Raw genomic sequence first — 17,899 nt, forward strand, 5'->3', positions numbered from 1 at the left:
AACCTGTCGGACGGGATTCAACCTACTTGTTGTCGCCGCTCAGGGCATCCTTGGCTTTGCCGACGCCCTTCCGGACCTTGCCTTCGACCTGATCGGCCTGCCCGCTGCGCTCGGTCTCCTTGTCGCCGATTGCCTTGCCGATGGTTTCCTTGGCCGAGCCGATGACGTCCTTGGCCTGACCCTTGGTGCGATCTTCGTTCATCCGGGTTCTCCTTTTTGGTTGGTCCTTGGCAACGGTCGCGGCCCGCGATTGTTCCCCTGCCGGCCCGCGATCCGGTCCCTGGGTCACGGTTCACGGGCGGCGAAATAAGCCGCCAGGGCCTCGATCTGCGGGTCCGTCAGACCTTGGGCTGCGGCGTGCATCAGGACGGACCGTTCACCGCCGCCCCGCTTGCCGGCCCGCCAGAGGATCAGCTGCTGCTGCAGATAGTCGCGGCCTTGGCCATCGAGGCGCGGGATCAGCGGGTTGCGGTTGTTCGGCCCGTGACAGGACAGGCAGGCCGGAATGTCCGCCGTCCCCCTGCGCGCCAGTGCCTCTGCCCCCTCGGGAACGGGGACTTCCGGCCCATCGGTGGGAGCGGGCAGTTGCGACAGTTCCTGGGCCAGCTGCCCGTCCCGGGCCGGGTCGGTGCGGCTGATCGCGTGGGACATGATCCCGCTGGGCCGGGCGCCCGAGCGGTAGGCAGCAAGGGCGGTGGCAATATATGCGGGCTGCAGGATGTCCAGGCGCGGGGCGCGCGGCGTGCCTTGGGGGCCATGGCAGCCGGCGCAATAGCCCCCGGGCGCAGTATCGGTCAGCTGGGCATAGTCCTCGGCGGTCAGTCCGCGCTGCACGGCGGTCAGGAAGGCCACAACGGCCCAGACCTCGTCGCCTCGGCCGGCATCGGGCCAAGCGGGCATGCCCGACATCTTGACGCCTTCTTCGACGATCCAGTGCATTTCCTCGGGGCGCCAAGGGGCCACGGCCTCCTCGACCTGCGGCGGGCGGGGCACCATCGAGGCGATGGTGGCCGTCGCCACCTCACCCGGGCTGGCGTGGCACATCCGGCAGGCGCTGTCATAGTGCCGCGCCCCCAGCTGGATCAGGGCCGGGTCCTCCAGATCCTCGGGAACCGCGGAGGGCGGCGGTGCGCGCAGTTCGACCGAGTTCCGGAAGGTCGTGTGCAGGACCCAGTTGGTGACGCCCCAGTGCCCCTGCTGCGCCGAGGTGTTGAAGAGGCCCAGGAACACCACGGCCAGACCGACCAGTCCGGCCAGGACCCCCATCGCCGCGATGGTCAGGAGGACGGTCCGCAGCCTGTTCATGTCGTCACCCCGCGGCAGGACAGGGCCCGGGCCGCCAGCGCGACCCCGGCCAGCAGATAAACGGGCGTGCCGATGGCCAGCATCAGCATGCCGCCGACTGCCTGTCCCCCGGGATCGGGCGCCGTGCCGCAAAAGCCCGCATAGAGATCACGCGGCGCCAGCGTCAGAAGCGCGCCCAGCAGCGTCATGTGCATCGAGGTCAGCAGCAGGCCGCCCGCGCCCGCCAGCGCCTGCCCCGCATTGCCGGTCGCGGCCGCGCGCAGGCAGCCTGCCCAGACCAGCAACCCGGCTAGCAGGAAGCTGGCCTGTTCCAGCGCGAAGCCCAAGGGCAGCCGATAGGCCAGCCCGTGCGCGGCGGGCATGTGCCAAGCCCAGACCAGCGCGAATTCGATCGCCGCCGCGACCAGGGGAGAGATGGCCAGCCAGCGGCCAAGCGCGGGGAAGCCCAGCACCAGCAGGGGCGCCGCCAGCGCGACCAGGACCATGTGCCGCAGCATGTGCAACGGAAAGCGCGGCGCAAGCTGGTCCAGCGGCAGCAGCCAGATCGCCGCCAGCAGAAGGATGCCGCCAAGGGCCGGGAGGCTGCGCGCGGTCATAGGCAACTCGTGATGAAGAACGCGGGCAGGGCCACATAGACCACGCCCACGAAGGAGATGATGGACAGCAGCAGCGCCGCGTGCCCCAGGAAGCGATGGGGCCCCTCGACATGGTCGTCGTGATCATGGGGCCCCCATTGGCGATAGGACTGCCAGCCCTGCCAGGCAATCACGGCCAGGGCCAGCAGCGTCAGGCCCAGGATCGACAGGCGCAGGAAGGTGACGCCGTCCTCGGTCCCGACCTTGGCGCACCAGACGGCGGCGCCGGCATAGCAGAAGACGAAATGGAACGCCCAGACCGTGGGCGCCAGCGCGATGCGGAACAGGCTGCCGGTGGCGCCGCGAAATTCTTCCTCGTCCTGGCGGTGGCTGATGCCGGGCATCGGGTCCTCCTTCACAGCAGCCTCGGGCCGAGGCCGATGACGGCGGCGGTGACCAGCACCGTCAGCACATGAAAGTGCCAGTAGAGCGAGACGTTCCACAGGTCGGCGTCATGATCGGGGTCGATCTTGCCGAAGATCGTGCCTGCGAGGCAGTAAAGCTGCATCAGCACGCCCACCAGGACATGCACGCCCGTCCAGATCACCAAGGCGCAGACCACCGCCGGATAGACATGGCTGGAGGGCGCCAGGTGCAGCACCGACAGGACCAACATCGCGCCCCCCGCCAGCGCGGCCAGTGGACCCGCGACCAGCGCCGCCCGCGCCGCCCCGGTCCGGCCGGCGCGGTTCAGGTACCGCGCCCCCAAGGTCAGCGCCCAGGCCAGGACCAGCGCCAGCGCCGACAGGCCCACCAGCCCCAGATCGGCATGGGCCGCGCCCTCCGGCGGAAAGTTCGCATCCGCCGTCCAGTAAAAGAAGAACCCGAAGACCACCGAGGCGAAGGCCGTCGCGTCGCCCAGCATGGTGATCCACATGGCCCACCAGCCCACCGATTGCGGCCCCGAGGCATAGGTCGGCAGGCTGAGGCCCAATCCGGCGTCCTTCATCTCGGCTTCCGGGATCCGGGCGGTCGAGGTCCAGAGCCAGTAGAGGATGCAGCCCACCCCCAACAACCCGGACAGCGCACCCGCGATGTAGTGATGGAAGGTCGGCAGGATGAAGCTGCCGCCGATGAACACCGCCGCCAGAAGCGTGATCCAGGCATCGCCGGTCACGCGCTGGACCTGAACCGGGCGTGCGTCGATGACGCTGGTCACCAGGGTCTCGCGATGACCTTCCGGGGCGTCCGGCAGGTAATAGCGGCCCGCGGACATGCGATCGACCAGCTTTGGCTGATCCCAGAGCGGATAGCGCGAGGTGATGTAGGGGATCGAGCGCACGCCCCAGTCATCGTCGGACAGCGTGTCGCTCCATTCCAGGGTGCCGGCGTTCCAGGGGTTGCGGGTCTGCAGGCGTGGCTTGCCGGGGCGCAGCAGGTCCCAGGTAAAGACCAGGAAGCCCGCCGCGATGATGAAGGCCCCGACCGAGGAGATCAGGTTCAGCAGGTTCCAGCCCAGATCCGGCTGATAGGTGAAGACCCGGCGCGGCATGCCCAGCAGGCCGGTCAGGTGCATCGGCAGGAAGGTCAGGTTGAAGCCGCCGAAGATCAGCCAGAATGCCCATTTGCCCAGCCGGACCGACAGCACCCGCTTGGTGAAGAAGGGAAAGAAGTAATAGACCCCGGCCATCACCGGCAGGATCATCCCCCCGAACAGGGTGTAATGCAGGTGCGCCACGATGAAGTAGGTGTCATGCACCTGCCAGTCAAAAGGCGCGATGGCCAGCATGATGCCGGTCAAACCCCCGGCGGTAAAGATCGCCAGCCCGCCCGCGATCCAGAGCATCGGCAGGCTTTTCTGGACATGGCCCACCATCAGCGTGACCAGGAAGACGAACAGCTGGATGCCCGTGGGGATCACCACCGCCTCGGATGCGGCGGAAAAGAAGGCCAGCGAGATCATCGGCAGGCCCGTGGTGAACATGTGGTGCACCCAGAGGCCGAAGGACAGGAACCCCGTCCCCACCGCCGACAGCACGATCCAGGAATAGCCGACGATCGGCCGCTGTGCCATCGTCGGCACGACCATGGCGGCAATCGCGACCGAGGGCAGGAAGACGATATAGACCTCGGGGTGGCCGAAGATCCAGAAGAGGTGCTGCCAGAAGATCGGATCGCCCCCGCGCGACGGGTCGAAGAAGGGCCAGTCCAGCGCCCGTTCCAGTTCGAACAGCAGGTCGCCCGCGATCAGGGGCGGAAAGGCGAAGAGGATCATCCCGCCCACCACCAGCACGTACCAGGCGTAAAGGGGCATCGTGTTGACGCGCATGCCGGGCGGGCGGCATTTCAGGACGCCCACGATCAGTTCGACCGCCGCCGCGATCGAGGCGATCTCGATGAACGAGAGGCCCAGAAGCCAGATGTCTGACCCCACCCCTTCGTCCATCGTCGCCAGCGGCGGATACATGAACCAGCCCGACTTGGGCGCGGCGTCGAACAGGACCGAACCCAGCACGAAGACGCCGCCGATCAGGAAGGACCAGTAGCCGAAGGCCGACAGGCGCGGGAAGGGCATGTCCCGTGCACCCAGGAAGGCGGGCAGGATCAGGATCGCCATCGCCTCGAACAGCGGTACGGCGAAGAGGAACATCATCGCCGAGCCGTGCATCGTGAAGAACTGGTTGAAGCGGTCGGCGTCCAGGAACTGCATCCCCGGATAGGCCAGCTGCACCCGCATCAGCAGCGCCAGCACCCCGGCGGCCAGCATGAAGGCGAAACAGGTCAGCGAATACCACTTGCCGACTTCGGAATTGTTCACCGACATCAGGTAGCGGATGCCGGTCTTGGTCTTCCAGACCTTGCGCAGGCGGTCCTCCTGGGCAGTGCGCAGATCCTGCGGAACCGGTTTGGCCAGCATCGCCTCGGTCGGGGGATAAGGGCCCTGAGGCTTGCGATCGATCATTCGAGGCTCTCCAGATAGACGGCCAAGGCGGCAAGCTCGTCCCGCGCCAGCCAGTCATAGGCCGGCATGGCGACCTGGGGCTTGATGTCCCGTGTATGGGCGATCCAGTTCATCAGGTCGTCGCGCTCGACCTCCATGATCCCGGCCGCCAGCGAGGCGCGGGAGGCCAGGTGCGTCAGGTCCGGGCCGACCGTGCCCGTGAACGCCGTGCCGCGAATTGCGTGGCAGGCGCCGCAGCCCTCGTCGCGGAAGATCGCCTGACCTTGCCGTTGCAGGTCGCTTTGGGGTTCGGGTGCGGGGGCGGCCTGTTCGGCCAGCCAGGCATCGAAGTCCTCGGGCGCCATCACGACCGCCTCGAAGGCCATCAGCGCATGAGAGGCGCCGCAGAATTCGGCGCATTGGCCGCGATAGAAGCCCTCGAGGTCGGGATGCAGGGTCAGCACGGTCTGGCGGCCCGGGATCATGTCCATCTTGCCGCCCAAGGATGGGATCCACAGCGAATGGATATAGGTGCTGGCGGTCAGTTGCAGCTCGGTCCGGCTGCCGGCGGGAAAGCGGATCTCATTGGCCGATGCGATCGGTTCCTGCGCGCCCGCGGGCCAGTATTCCACCCGCCACCACCACTCCTCTCCATTGACGCGGATGACCAGACCGTCGCCCGGGGCACGCTGCGACGGCATGATCGACAGCCCCCAGGCCAGCAGGGCGCCGACCACGAGAGTGGGCAGCACGACGCCGGCCCCGATGATGATCCGGTTGCCGTGGCGCAAGGCGACATGCCTGCGGTCCACCTGCGTGAAATAAAGAAACATTCCGTTCAGCGCCAGCCACAGGACAATGGCGCCGCCGAGCATCACCAGAAAGATCAACAGCAACTGGGCAGCATCCTGCCCGCCGGGCATCAGCGCCGATTGCGGCCCGTCGCACGCCCCCAGCAGCGATGGCAGGACCAGAAGGCTGAGCGCGGAACCGCGAGAGGCTTGCTTGCCGCGACGTGACATGAAGGACCCGGTTGTTTCCCCGAAACAAGCCCCCACGGAAAGGTGAAGTTCCGCCTGCGGGAAATTATAGCTCACAGGACATTGCCCGGTGCGTCCGGAAGTTCTGTCAAGGCAATGACAGCGCAGTTTCCAATCAGAACGATAATGAAAAGGAATATTTCAACTTCAGGTATTAATCCCTGCACAGGGCGCGTGCAGTTTCTCTGGGCCAAAACATGCCGAGGCGCTGCAATACTGTTTTACAGAAAATAGTTGCCGCATATGTTAATTTCAGGCGTATGATCGATAGGGACTATCCGGAAGGGGCATGTTGCCCCTGCGTTTCGCAAGGATGATCGTGGCGTCCGCGTGACGGCGGTCCGCGGTCCGCGGTGCCGGCATGGCGTGTGTGTAGTCGGAGAGTGTAGATGTTACAGTTGGTTAGGGACGACTTCCGTCGACATGGCAGTCATATTTTGGAGCCTGCCTTTATCTCATTGGAGATATATCGATACGGACGATGGGCGAACCAGCGCAGAAACCCGATTCTCAGGTTCATTGCCAACAAGGGTTATATGGTCCTGAAAGTTCTTGTTTTGAATGTGACCAAGGTCTGGATTCCACCGCAGGTTGTCATAGGCAAGGATTTTCATATCATTCATGCCGAAGGGTCGCTGTCGATTCATCCCGACGTCATTATCGGGGACCGCTGCGGCGTCATGCACAACGTGACGATCGGCACGAACATGGGCGACGGTGCTCCGGTCATCGGCGATGACGTCTTCATCGGCGTGAACTCGACCGTGCTCGGCAGGATCAGGATCGGCGACAGGGTCCGGATCGGGGCCAACACCGCCGTGTCGACCGATGTGCCCTCCGATTCGACGGTGCTGGGATCGCCCGCCCGGATCTATCCCCGCCTGTCACCCCTGGCCCCCACCACGCCGCGGCCGGTGCCGTCGCCCGCGCTGATATCCTCCGAGGTCCATTGATGATGCCGGGCCAGAGCCTGTACCGCCTGTTGGCCGACAACCTGCCGATCCGCCCCGACAAGACCGCCCTGATCGACGCGTCCCGTTCCGTCACCTATGCCGAGCTGTCGGCCGAGGCCGATCTGGTGGCCGACCATCTGGCAGGCATCGGCATCCGCGCCGGCGACAGGGTCATCGTGCACCTGCGCAAGGGGATCGAGGAGGTGGCCGCGATGTTCGGGGCCGCCAGGATCGGCGCCGTGGTGGTGAACGTGAACCATCAGTGGACCGCGCAGCAGCTTCGCCATGTCGCCACGGACAGCGGCGCGCGGGCACTGGTCACCCGTCCCCAGGCCCTGAAGGAGCTGGAGGCCGGCGGCATGCCCGATGCGATCTGCGGCACCCTGCTGACCGCAGAGGGTGCGGCGACCGGCCTTGACCGGTGGTCCGGCCAGACCGCCACCGGGCTGTCGCAAGAGGCCCGTCCCGGCAGCGACGAACTTGCGATGATCATCTATACTTCCGGGTCGACGGGCCTGCCCAAGGGCGTGATGCTCAGCCATGCCAATATCCGCATCGGCGCGGAATCGGTCACGGCCTATCTGGGCCTGTCCGAGGGAGATCGCCTTCTGTCGGTCCTGCCCTACAGCTTCGATGCCGGGCTGAACCAGCTGACGACCATGCTGCTGACCGGCGGCAGCGTCGTCCACCAGCCCGTCGCCATGCCAAGCGAACTGGTCCGGTCGGTTCGCGAACACGATGTCACGGGCTTTGCCGGGGTGCCGCCGATCTGGAACCAGGTGGTGCGGCTGCTGGTCCAGGCGCCGACGCCGATGCCGTCGCTGCGGCGGGTCACCAATACCGGCGGCAAGATCCCCCCGGATATCCTCGACCGGATGCCCGAGGTCTTTCCCGGCGTGGACATCTACCTGATGTACGGCCTGACCGAGGCCTTCCGCTCCACCTATCTGCCGCCGGCCCGGTTCGCGGCCAAGAAGGGCTCGATCGGACAGGCGATCCCCAATGCCAGCATCCATGTGGTGCAGCATGGCAAGGGTCTGGCCGGGCCGGGCGAACAGGGCGAGTTGGTGCACGGTGGCCCGCTGGTCAGCCTGGGCTACTGGAACCGGCCCGACCTGACCCGTCAGAAGATCCGTCCCTGTCCCGAACTGAGGCATATCCTGGGCGATGCGCCCGTCGTCTACAGCGGCGATCTGGTGCGGGTGGACGAGGACGGGGACCTGTGGTTCGTCGGCCGGATCGACGACATGATCAAGACCAGCGGCTTCAGGCTGAGCCCGACCGAGGTCGAGGATCAGGTCTCGCAAAGCGGCATGGTGGCAGAGGTGGTGGCCTTCGGCGTGGAGGACGACGACCTGGGCCAAGTCGTGCATGTCGCCGTCAGCGGGCTGGACGGCTTCGATCCGGCGGCGCTGCTGGCCCACTGCCGCAGGTCCATGCCGCATTACATGGTTCCGCGATGGATCCATCCCTGGCCGGGCCCGATGCCGCGCACGGCCAGCGGCAAACTGGACAGGCCGGCCGTCATCGCCGGGTCCAGGGCCATCCGGCTGGCGGAAGCCGGGTGACCGGTCGTTGTTTCAAGAGGGGGGCCCCTGTGCCATGTTTCTGACTGCCCAAAGCGTGATCGACTTTCTGAAGAATTCGCTGAATGTCGATAGCTGGATCGACGCCAGCACCAGACTGTTTTCCACCGGCCTTCTGGATTCGGTGGCCATGATGAACCTGATCGGCTTTGTGGAAAGCACCACTCGCATCGAGGTCCATCCGGCGGATGTCACACTGGACAATTTCGACAGCGTCGACCGGATCGTCCAATATGCCAATGCCCAGCAGTGAGACGGCGCTGGATGCCTGCCTGTCGCAGGCGGCGCAACGGTTTGGCACGCCCACCTATGTCTACCTGACGGACGACATCGAGCACAGGATCGCGCAGATCCGGGCATCGCTGGGCCGGTGGTTCCATCTCAGCTATGCGATGAAGTGCAATCCCAACCCGGCCCTGCTGGGCTGGCTGGCGGACCGGATCGACGATGTCGACGTCTCCTCGATCAGAGAGTTCCACCTGGCCCGTCGCGCGGGCTGGGACGCCGCGCGGGCCAGCTTTACCGGTCCGGGCAAGCGCGAGGTCGAGATCCGGCAGGCGGTCGAGGCCGGGATCGGGGAACTGGTGGTCGAGAACCTGCGCGAGGCGCGGCTGGCCGACCGGGCGGCGGCCGACCTTGGCCTGCGGCAGGACATCCTGATCCGCCTGGCGCCCTCCAGCGTGCCCAAGGGGTTTGGCGACCAGATGGCCGGACGGCCCAGCCCCTTCGGCTTCGACATCGAGAGCGCCGATGAGGCGCTGCCGCAGGTCCTGGCCCTGCCGCATCTGAACCTGGTGGGCCTGCACATCTATTCCGGCACGCAATGCCTGAAGCCGCAGGCGATCTGCGAGAATTATCGCATCTTCATGTCGATCTTTCGCGACATCTGCGACCGGCACGACATCGTCCCGCAAAAGCTGGTCTTCGGTTCGGGCCTGGGCGTGCCCTACCACCCCGAGGACAAGCCGCTGGACCTGCAGGAGGTGGCGGAGGGCATCGGTCCCGACTTGGACGCCTTTCGGGCCGAGCCCCGGTTTTCCGGCACCCGGCTGGTCCTGGAACTGGGGCGCTACCTGGTGGGAGAGGCGGGCTATTTCCTGACCAGCGTCATCGGCACCAAGCTGTCGCGCGGGCGCAACATCGCCATCTGCGACGGCGGGATGAACAACCACCTGCCGGCCTCGGGGCATTTCGGCATGGTGATCCACAGGAACTACCGGATGCACCGGGTCGGCGGCGGCGAGGCGACCGAGCGCTACAATATCGTCGGGCCCCTGTGCACCTCGATCGACCGGCTGGCGGGCGATGTCGCGATGCCGGTGCTGTCCGAGGGGGACGTCGTGGCGATCCATGTCAGCGGCGCCTATGGCCTGACGGCCAGCCCGCTGCATTTCATCAGCCACCCCCTTCCACGCGAGGTGCTGGTCGAGGGCGACCGGATGACCGATGTCACCTGGCTGACGGGGTCATAGCCCTCCCTGGAGAAGGCGATCAGGTCAGCAGGTCCAGGGTGCGCCTCACGTCGTCCCAACTGACCGTGAACCCCGTGGTCGAACCTTCGCCGACCACCAGGGCATAGCGCTGGTTCTGCCGGTCGGTCAGCGTCTTCAGCGCGGCCACCGTGCGGTCGGGCGGCTGAAACACCAGAAGCGCGGCTCCCGGCGGCATCATGGCCAAGCCGTGGGCAAGGTGGCTGCCCTCGACGCCCGCGATGATCGCGGCCTCTCCGCATAGATCCGCGATCTGATCCACCGACGCCGTCAGCGGGTCCAGCAGGCGAAAGCGGTAGGTCTGGGCCAGCTGCTCGGCGATCTCACGCTCGTTCTCCATCACCCGGGCATCGCCGCTCTTGCCGCGCAGGATGAAGACGCCGGGCAGGGGGCTGCAGCTTCGCCCGGCCAGCAGGCGGCGGCGCATCTCGGCGGCACGCTGCGTCTTGCCGTCGTTGTTGGGCATGTCGTCGAACAGGACCAGCTCGCGGAAATGGATGGTGTCCTTGCGCAGGGGGGTCATGCCCAGCAGGCTTTCATAGCGCGGCATGTGTCCGGTGGGCGTCAGCAGGCTGGTCACCGTGGTGCTGCCGGGTTCCGCCAGCAGATAGGTCAGGCAGTCGTCGCTGAGCCAGTTCCCGAACCACCGGTTGCCCAGCCAGCTTTCGTACATCGTCGCGCTGATGACCTCGCGTGGGACGCGATAGGTCAGCGACCGCGACCGGCGGGCGCGCAGGTGACGCTGCCGGCCCTTGGCATAGAGGACGCCGTCCACAAGATCGACGTTCTCCACGCGGAAGGCGGTGGTGGGCCGGTCGAGGCTGTCATACCCCCCGCGCAGCGCCTTCATGACGATCTCGGGCGTGGCGAATTCCGTGCCCCGGATGCGCTCCAGCTGCCCCGGCAGATGAAGGGCGGGGGGAACATGCCGCTTTCCGCCGGGCGCCAGCTGCCACTGGTCGCGGGCGCCCTCCGCCAGGTCCGGCTGGCCGCTGCCCATCAGACGCTGGCCATAGGCTTGAAGGGGTCTCAGTGAGAGCATGTCGCCACCCTTGCCGTCGCGAAGGCCCGCAAGGACGTGCCATGCAGAGGCCACGTTGAAATACCCGTGCGCCGACTAAGCCCCGAATTTTGCTGCCGGACAAGCCTTTCTGCGTGACCCAGAAAGCCTTCCCTGACGGCCGCGCCCAAAGCTCAGTTCCAGATCCGGGGCCGCGTCTCCACCAGATCGATGATGGCCTGCGCGATCAGCCGGTGATCCGCGGCCGAGGGATGCCAGTTGCAGGCCGTCCGCTCCAGGCCAGAGATCGACAGAAGATCGATCCGCGTGTCGCCTTGGGCGCGCCGCGCGGCGAAGACGGCGTCATGGGCCGCCACGAACTCGTCGCCATATTCCGCCAGTGCCACGACCAGAAGATGGGCGCCCGGATGATCGGCGCGGATGTCCTGCAACAGCCGCAGATAGCCGTCGACAAAGTCGGGGGGCAGCTCGCTTGTCCGCCACAGCCCCAGCAGCCGGCGCCGGGTCACCAGGTCGTTCGAGCCGATCTGGACCACCACCAGGTCGGGCGACCAGGCGGCATCCGCCCCGGCCTCCGGATCGTCGGGGACCGTCATCGGGTAGAGGTCCAGCATGGCCGGGACGGCACCTTCCGCGTCGGGGGTCAGGCGGATGCCCGAGGCGGCGATCATCTGGTAGTCGGCGTCGAAATGCCGGGCAACCTGGGGCCCAAAGGATTTCTGCGTGTCGGTGGTTTCCAGAAAGATGTCATAGCCGTCGCAGTTGCGGGTCGGCGACAGGTTGCCCAGCCCGACGGTATCGGAATCGCCCACGAACTCGATCTGCCGATTGTGCAGGGCCGGCGGTGCCAGGGGGGTGCCCCCTTCCGGCAGGAAGAAGCCCAGAAAGCGCCCCGCACCCGAGGGCGATTCGCTGACCTTCTCCAGGCGGATGCCGTGCGGCCCGGCGCCCAGGCCCGAGAGGCGGACCGCCCGCCGGCCCGGCGTCACGACCTGAAGGACCGGCCCCTCCGGTCCGTCCAGCTGGATCCGATAGCGATTGACCGGATCGTCAAAGGCCATGTCCAATGCGTCGCCCTCAAAGCGCGCCGTCGCATGCACCGCAGGCCATTGATGCCCAAAGGCACCCGGTCCTGCGTCTGGGTCTGCGGGGTCCAAGGGCGCGACACGCCCGACGACCGTCGCCGCCAAGGGCGCCGCTCCCGCGATCTGAGACAGGTCCAAGGTCTCCACCTGCAGGGCCGGCAGATTGCCCGCTTCTTCGATCAGGAAGGGCTGCGACAGCCCCGCCAGATGCGGCAGCGACGACGGGGTGAGCTCCGCCAGCCCCACGGCGGGGCCGAGCGACATCGTTACCGCAACAAAGGCTGCCAGAAGACGGGCCATGTCTGATCCTTAAGAACCGGAATCAGGCTAGCCTCGGTCGGGCCTTGGGAAAAGCCCCCGGGCGGCGGATCGTGGCCCCGGAAAAAGCGCGATTTTCATCAATGGCTGTCCTTTCCGACATCGTTTCCGCGGCATCCCTTGAGGAAGTCCATGTCCGCGCCGGTGTCGGCGCCCATGACGTGCTGCTGGTGGAGCCAGGCGTAGCCGCTGGTGGGGGGATCGGGCAGGGGCTGCCAGGCGGCCAGGCGGGCGGCCAACTCGGCCTCGGGGATGTCCAGGTGCAGGCGGCGGGCGGGGACGTCCAGCTCGATCATGTCGCCCGAGCGCACCACCGCCAGCGGGCCGCCGGCCGCGGCCTCGGGCGAGGTGTGCAGCACCACCGTCCCATAGGCCGTCCCCGACATCCGCGCGTCCGAGATGCGCACCATGTCGGTCACGCCCCGGCGCAGCACCTTGGGCGGCAGGCCCATGTTGCCGACCTCGGCCATGCCGGGATAGCCCTTGGGACCGCAGTTCTTCAGCACCATCACGCAGGTCTCGTCGATGTCGAGGTCCTCGTCCTCGATGCGCGCCTTGTAGTCGTCGATGTCCTCGAAGACGACCGCGCGGCCGCGATGGACCAGCAGATGCGGGCTGGCGGCCGAGGGCTTCAGCACCGCCCCGGCGGGCGCCAGGTTGCCCTTCAGCACCGCGATGCCGCCCTGCGCCGTCAGCGGCCGGTCGACCGGCAGGATCACCTCCTCGTTCCAGTTCACGACATCGCGGACCTCGTCCCAGATCGTCATGCCGCTGACCGTCAGCGCGTCCCGGTGCAACTGCCCCGCCTCGGCCAGGCGCTTGATCACCACGGGCAGGCCGCCGGCATAGAAGAACTCCTCCATCAGGTACTGGCCCGACGGCATCAGGTTCACGATCGTGGCCACGCCGCGGCCAAGCCGGTCCCAATCGTCCAGGGTCAGGTCGACCCCCACCCGTCCGGCCATGGCCAGCATATGGATCACCGCGTTCGTGGACCCGCCGATGGCGCCGTTCACGCGGATCGCGTTCTCGAAGGCGTCCCTGGTCATGATGTCCGAGGGCTTGAGGTCGTCCTTGACCATCTGCACGATCCGCCGCCCCGACATCTGCGCCATCACCCGGCGGCGGCTGTCCACGGCCGGGATGGCGGCATTGCCCGACAGCGCCATGCCAAGCGCCTCCGCCATCGAGGCCATGGTGCTGGCCGTGCCCATCGTGTTGCAGGTCCCGGACGATCGCGACATGGAGGCCTCGGCCTCCAGGAACTCGTCCTGGGTCATCAGCCCGGCCTTGACCGCCTCGCTGAAGCGCCACAGATGCGTGCCCGAGCCCACCCGCTCGCCCCGGAAATGCCCGTTCAGCATCGGCCCGCCGGTCACCACGATCGAGGGGATGTCGCAGGAGGCCGCGGCCATCATCAGGCTGGGCGTGGTCTTGTCGCAGCCGACCAGCAGCACCGCGCCGTCCATCGGCTGGCCGCGGATCGTCTCCTCGATGGCCAGCGCCGCCAGGTTGCGAAACATCATCGCGGAAGGGCGGAAGGTGTTCTCGGAGGCGGAAAAGACCGGCACCTCGACCGGAAAGCCGCCCGCCTCCCACACGCCCGCCTTCACCTTCTCGGCCAGTTCGCGCAGATGGCCGTTGCACGGCGTCAGCTCGGACCAGGTGTTCAGGATGCCGATGATCGGGCGCCCGTCGAACAGGTCATGGGGGTAGCCCTGGTTCTTCAGCCAGCCGCGGTGATAGATCGTGTCGCGCGAATTGCCGCCATACCATTCCTGCGAGCGCAGTCGGCGGGGCCAGGGGGCGGGGGTAAAGCTCATCGTCGGACCTCAGAGGGCGGCGACCGCGACCGGGGTCGGGTCGGCATCGTGTTGCAAAAGCGGGTTCTGCAGCGGCAGGCCGAAATCGGGGCATTCGATCCGGAAGATGTCGCCCGCCCGCGCGGTGATCCCGTCGGCGAATGACAGGGTGGCGGTGCCGAAGAAATGCACGTGCACGTCGCCCGGCTGGCGGAACAGGTCGTACTTGAAGTGGTGGTGCTCCAGGTTCGCCAGGCTGTGGGACATGTTCGCCTCTCCCGACAGGAAGGGCTTCTGCCAGACCGTGGCGCCGTCGCGGACCAGGCTGCTGGTGCCCTCGAGATGCGCGGGCAGCGCGCCCACCCGCAGTTCCGGCCCGAAGCTGGCCGGGCGCAGCTTGGAATGCGCCAGCCACAGATAGTTGCCGCGCTCGGTCACGTGGTCCGAGAACTCGTTGGCCAGGGCAAAGCCCACCCGCAGCGGCCGCCCGTCCGGGGCGATCACGTAAAGGCCCGCGATCTCGGGCTCCTCGCCCGCATCCTCGGCAAAGCCGGGCGAGACCAGCGGCCCCCCCGGCGCGACCGCGGCATGACCGTTGCCCTTGTAGAACCATTCCGGCTGCGCACCGATGCCGGTCGCGGGCTTGCCGCCCTCCAGCCCCATGCGGAACATCCTCATGCTGTCGGTCACGTTCTCGGCCAGGCTCTCGGCCGCGCCCTGGTGCATCGCGTCGCGCGTCGCGGCCGAACCCAGATGCGTCAGCCCCGTCCCCGTCAGGTGCAGATGCGCCGGGTCGGGATGATCCAGCGGCACAAGCAGCCGCCCCGCCTCCAGCGCCGCGACCAGGTCGACCGCCGCGCCCCGGCCCCGCGCCTCGACCTCGGCCCCCAGCCCGCGCCCCGCCGCATGCGCCGCCAGCGCCAGATCCCGCGTCGAGGACACCCCCCGCACCAGATGCGCCCCATCATCGCCCCGCACCGCAACGCCACGCGTCCCGTCCTCAAGCGTCAGCTGCGAAAGCCACATCTCAGGCCTCCCGGTTCTTGTTGTAGACGTCGAAGACAACGGCGGCCAACAGCACCAGGCCCTTGATGACCTGCTGGTAATCGATGCCGATGCCCATGATCGACATGCCGTTGTTCATCACCCCCATGATGAAGGCACCGACGACGGCGCCCACGATCCGGCCCACGCCCCCCGACATCGACGCCCCGCCGATGAAGACGGCAGCGATCACGTCCAGTTCGACAGCGAATCCGGCCTTGGGCGTGGCGGTGTTCAGGCGGGCCGCGAAGATCAGCCCGGCCAAGGCCGCCAGCAGGCCCATGTTGACGAAGACAAGGAAGGTGAGGCGTTCGGTTCGGATGCCCGACAGCTTGGCAGCCTTGACGTTTCCGCCGACCGCATAGACGCGGCGGCCGATGGTCGTGCGCTCGGTCAGGAAGACATAGACGACGGTCAGGATCACCATCGACAGCAGCACGTTCGGCAGGCCGCGGAACCAGGCCAGCTTCCAGGTCACAAACAGCAGCGCCGCGGCGACGATGGCGTTGCGCAGGACGAAGAGGCCAAAGGGCTCGTCCTCGATCCCGTAGCGGGCGTTGCGGGCGCGGGTGCGCAGGCCCTGCCAGACGATCAGCAGGGCGGCGACCACCCCCACCGCCAGCGCTACGCCATTCGGGCGGCCGATGCCGAAAAGATCGGGAATGAAGCCGGTGGACAGCAGCTGAAAGCTGTTCGGGAAGGGCCCGATCGACTGGCCGGCCAGCAGCCACAGCGACAGGCCGCGAAAGACCAGCATCCCCGCCAGCGTCACGATGAACGAGGGGATCTTCCAGTAGGCGACGAAATATCCCTGCACCGCGCCGATGGCGATGCCCGCCACCAGGCAGGCGGCGCCGGCCAGCCAGACGGGCATTCCCCAGCTGACGATCATCACCGCCGCCAGCGCGCCGATAAAGCCCATGACCGACCCCACCGACAGGTCGATATGACCGCTGACGATGACCAGCAGCATCCCCAAGGCCATGATGATGATATAGCTGTTCTGCAGGAACAGGTTGGTGATGTTCACCGGCTTCAGCAGTACGCCCCCGGTCACGATCTGGAAGAACGCCATGATGGCGATCAGCGCGAACAGCAGCCCGTATTCGCGGATGTGCTTGGCAAAATAGGCGCCGATGCCGGTGGCCGGCGCGTGGTCGGTATGTTCCATCCGCGTCTTTCCCTATTCCCTGACGATCAGCGACATGATCGCTTGCTGGCTGGCGGCGTCACCGGCCAGTTCGCCCACGAAGCGGCCTTCGTTCATCACATAGATCCGGTCGCACATGCCCAGCAGCTCGGGCATCTCGGACGAGATCATGATGACCGCCTTGCCGGCGGCGCTGAGGTCGTTGATGATGTTGTAGATTTCATATTTCGCGCCGACATCGATGCCGCGCGTCGGCTCGTCCAGGATCAGCAGCTCGGGTTCGGTGAACAGCCATTTCGACAGGACCACCTTCTGCTGGTTCCCGCCCGACAGGTTCACCACCTTCTGAAAGACCGAGGGCGTGCGGATGCGCATCGCGCGGCGGTAGGTCTCGGCCACCTCGGTCTCGCGGTTGTCGTCGACGACGCCGCGGGTGGCCACGGCGTCCAGGTTGGCCAGCACCGTGTTGCGGCGGATCGTCTCGTCCAGGATCAGGCCCAGGGACTTGCGGTCCTCGGTCACATAGGCCAGCCCGGCCTTGATGGCCCGGTCCACGGTCGAGACATCGACCGGCCGCCCGTGCATCAGCACCTGCCCCGAGATGTCGCGCCCGTAGCTGCGGCCGAAGATGCTCATTGCCAGCTCGGTCCGGCCGGCACCCATCAGGCCCGCGATGCCCACGACCTCTCCGGCGCGGGCGGTCATCGACAGGTTGCGGATCATCTGGCGGTCGCGCTGTTCGGGATGCCAGACGTTCCAGTCGCGCAGCTCAAAGACGGTGTCGCCGGCCTGGCGGTCGCGTTCGGGATAGCGGTGGGCCATGTCGCGGCCGACCATGTCGCGCACGATGCGGTCCTCGGTCAGTTCGCCCCCCCGCGCATCGATGGTCGAGATCGTCGCCCCGTCGCGGATCACCGTGACGCTGTCGGCGATGCGGCGCACCTCGTTCAGCTTGTGGCTGATGATGATCGAGGTGACGCCCTGCGTCTTCAGTTCCAGCAGCAGGTCCAGCAGGGCCTGGCTGTCGCGCTCCGACAGGGCGGCGGTGGGTTCGTCCAGGATCAGCAGGCGCACGTTCTTGGACAGCGCCTTGGCGATCTCGACCAGCTGCTGCTGGCCGACGCCCAGGCTTTCGACGCGGGTGCCGGGCGGTTCGCGCAGGCCGACCTTGGCCAGCAGCGCCTCGGTCTGGCGAAAGGTCTCGGGCCAGTCGATGACGCCGCGGGTGGCGCGTTCGTTGCCCAGGAAGATGTTCTCGGCCACGGTCAGCAGCGGCACCAGGGCCAGCTCCTGGTGGATGATGATGATGCCCTGCGCCTCGCTGTCGCGGATGGTGCGAAAATCGGCGACCTCGCCGTCAAAGACGATCTGGCCGTCATAGCTGCCGGTCGGATAGACGCCGGACAGCACCTTCATCAGGGTCGACTTGCCGGCGCCGTTCTCGCCGCAGATGGCGTGGATCTCGCCCTCGCGGACCGACAGGCTGACATCGTCCAGCGCCTTGACGCCCGGAAAGCGTTTGCTGATGCGGCGCATTTCAAGAAGCGCGGTCATGTGCTGTTCCTTGCTGGGGCCGCCCCCCGCGACGG

At 67.0% G+C, this 17,899-nt stretch carries 16 protein-coding genes; 4 read left to right on the forward strand and 12 right to left on the reverse strand.

Annotated elements, in window-relative coordinates:
- Positions 1–22: 22 nt before the first annotated feature.
- From ACNR9W_RS01750 to ACNR9W_RS01775, 6 genes are read right to left on the reverse strand one after another with little or no spacing between them, the layout of a single operon-like run.
- Entirely contained in the window at positions 23–289 is a 267-nt protein-coding gene (locus ACNR9W_RS01750; RefSeq protein WP_458478586.1) for a CsbD family protein, read from the reverse strand.
- Entirely contained in the window at positions 286–1,305 is a 1,020-nt protein-coding gene (locus tag ACNR9W_RS01755) for a c-type cytochrome (RefSeq protein ID WP_419271429.1), read from the reverse strand. The genes ACNR9W_RS01750 and ACNR9W_RS01755 overlap by 4 nt, the downstream gene beginning before the upstream one ends.
- Positions 1,302–1,901 carry a cytochrome c oxidase assembly protein gene (locus ACNR9W_RS01760; RefSeq protein ID WP_419271430.1) on the reverse strand — a complete coding sequence of 200 codons (600 nt, stop codon included), beginning with the start codon at positions 1,899–1,901 and terminating at the stop codon, positions 1,302–1,304. The genes ACNR9W_RS01755 and ACNR9W_RS01760 overlap by 4 nt, the downstream gene beginning before the upstream one ends.
- Positions 1,898–2,284, reverse strand: coding sequence for a hypothetical protein (locus tag ACNR9W_RS01765; protein WP_419271431.1), 387 nt, complete (start codon positions 2,282–2,284; stop codon positions 1,898–1,900). The genes ACNR9W_RS01760 and ACNR9W_RS01765 overlap by 4 nt, the downstream gene beginning before the upstream one ends.
- A gap of 11 nt (positions 2,285–2,295) precedes the next feature.
- Positions 2,296–4,842 carry a cbb3-type cytochrome c oxidase subunit I gene (locus ACNR9W_RS01770; RefSeq protein ID WP_419271432.1) on the reverse strand — a complete coding sequence of 849 codons (2,547 nt, stop codon included), beginning with the start codon at positions 4,840–4,842 and terminating at the stop codon, positions 2,296–2,298.
- Positions 4,839–5,843 (reverse strand): cytochrome c oxidase subunit II, encoded by a 1,005-nt coding sequence (locus ACNR9W_RS01775; protein WP_419271433.1) that lies wholly within the window; start codon positions 5,841–5,843, stop codon positions 4,839–4,841. Before ACNR9W_RS01775 ends, ACNR9W_RS01770 begins: the two co-directional genes overlap by 4 nt.
- A 407-nt stretch (positions 5,844–6,250) precedes the next feature.
- Between ACNR9W_RS01775 and ACNR9W_RS01780 the strand changes: the two genes are divergently transcribed.
- Genes ACNR9W_RS01780 through ACNR9W_RS01795 form a run of 4 tightly spaced genes read left to right on the forward strand, consistent with a single transcriptional unit; the run spans position 6,251 to position 9,872 of the window.
- Positions 6,251–6,814 carry a serine O-acetyltransferase gene (locus ACNR9W_RS01780; protein ID WP_458478588.1) on the forward strand — a complete coding sequence of 188 codons (564 nt, stop codon included), beginning with the start codon at positions 6,251–6,253 and terminating at the stop codon, positions 6,812–6,814.
- Positions 6,814–8,382 (forward strand): AMP-binding protein, encoded by a 1,569-nt coding sequence (locus ACNR9W_RS01785; protein ID WP_458478589.1) that lies wholly within the window; start codon positions 6,814–6,816, stop codon positions 8,380–8,382. The genes ACNR9W_RS01780 and ACNR9W_RS01785 overlap by 1 nt, the downstream gene beginning before the upstream one ends.
- A 34-nt stretch (positions 8,383–8,416) precedes the next feature.
- Entirely contained in the window at positions 8,417–8,653 is a 237-nt protein-coding gene (locus ACNR9W_RS01790; protein WP_419271436.1) for an acyl carrier protein, read from the forward strand.
- Entirely contained in the window at positions 8,640–9,872 is a 1,233-nt protein-coding gene (locus tag ACNR9W_RS01795) for a type III PLP-dependent enzyme (protein WP_419271437.1), read from the forward strand. The genes ACNR9W_RS01790 and ACNR9W_RS01795 overlap by 14 nt, the downstream gene beginning before the upstream one ends.
- 19 nt (positions 9,873–9,891) lie before the next feature.
- Here the strand turns inward: ACNR9W_RS01795 and ACNR9W_RS01800 are convergent, their stop codons facing one another.
- From ACNR9W_RS01800 to mmsA, 6 genes are all read right to left on the reverse strand, one after another.
- Positions 9,892–10,932, reverse strand: coding sequence for a glycosyltransferase 61 family protein (locus ACNR9W_RS01800; RefSeq protein ID WP_419271438.1), 1,041 nt, complete (start codon positions 10,930–10,932; stop codon positions 9,892–9,894).
- 152 nt (positions 10,933–11,084) lie between these two features.
- Positions 11,085–12,296 (reverse strand): SGNH/GDSL hydrolase family protein, encoded by a 1,212-nt coding sequence (locus ACNR9W_RS01805; RefSeq protein WP_419271439.1) that lies wholly within the window; start codon positions 12,294–12,296, stop codon positions 11,085–11,087.
- A 98-nt stretch (positions 12,297–12,394) separates the two neighbouring features.
- Positions 12,395–14,137: an L-arabinonate dehydratase gene (gene araD, locus ACNR9W_RS01810; protein ID WP_419271709.1), complete on the reverse strand. Its 1,743-nt coding sequence runs from the start codon at positions 14,135–14,137 to the stop codon at positions 12,395–12,397.
- A gap of 9 nt (positions 14,138–14,146) precedes the next feature.
- Positions 14,147–15,142 (reverse strand): AraD1 family protein, encoded by a 996-nt coding sequence (gene araD1, locus ACNR9W_RS01815; protein ID WP_419271711.1) that lies wholly within the window; start codon positions 15,140–15,142, stop codon positions 14,147–14,149.
- A 1-nt stretch (position 15,143) separates the two neighbouring features.
- The gene (mmsB, locus tag ACNR9W_RS01820) at positions 15,144–16,331 is read right to left on the reverse strand and encodes a multiple monosaccharide ABC transporter permease (protein ID WP_419269405.1); all 1,188 of its coding nucleotides are present in this window, start codon (positions 16,329–16,331) and stop codon (positions 15,144–15,146) included.
- Positions 16,332–16,343: 12 nt separating this feature from the next.
- On the reverse strand, positions 16,344–17,864 hold the full coding sequence (gene mmsA / locus ACNR9W_RS01825) for a multiple monosaccharide ABC transporter ATP-binding protein (protein ID WP_419269403.1): 1,521 nt from the start codon (positions 17,862–17,864) through the stop codon (positions 16,344–16,346).
- Positions 17,865–17,899 lie beyond the last annotated feature (35 nt).

Origin of the sequence: Paracoccus sp. T5 (genome assembly GCF_048538155.2) — a bacterium.
Lineage (GTDB): Bacteria > Pseudomonadota > Alphaproteobacteria > Rhodobacterales > Rhodobacteraceae > Paracoccus.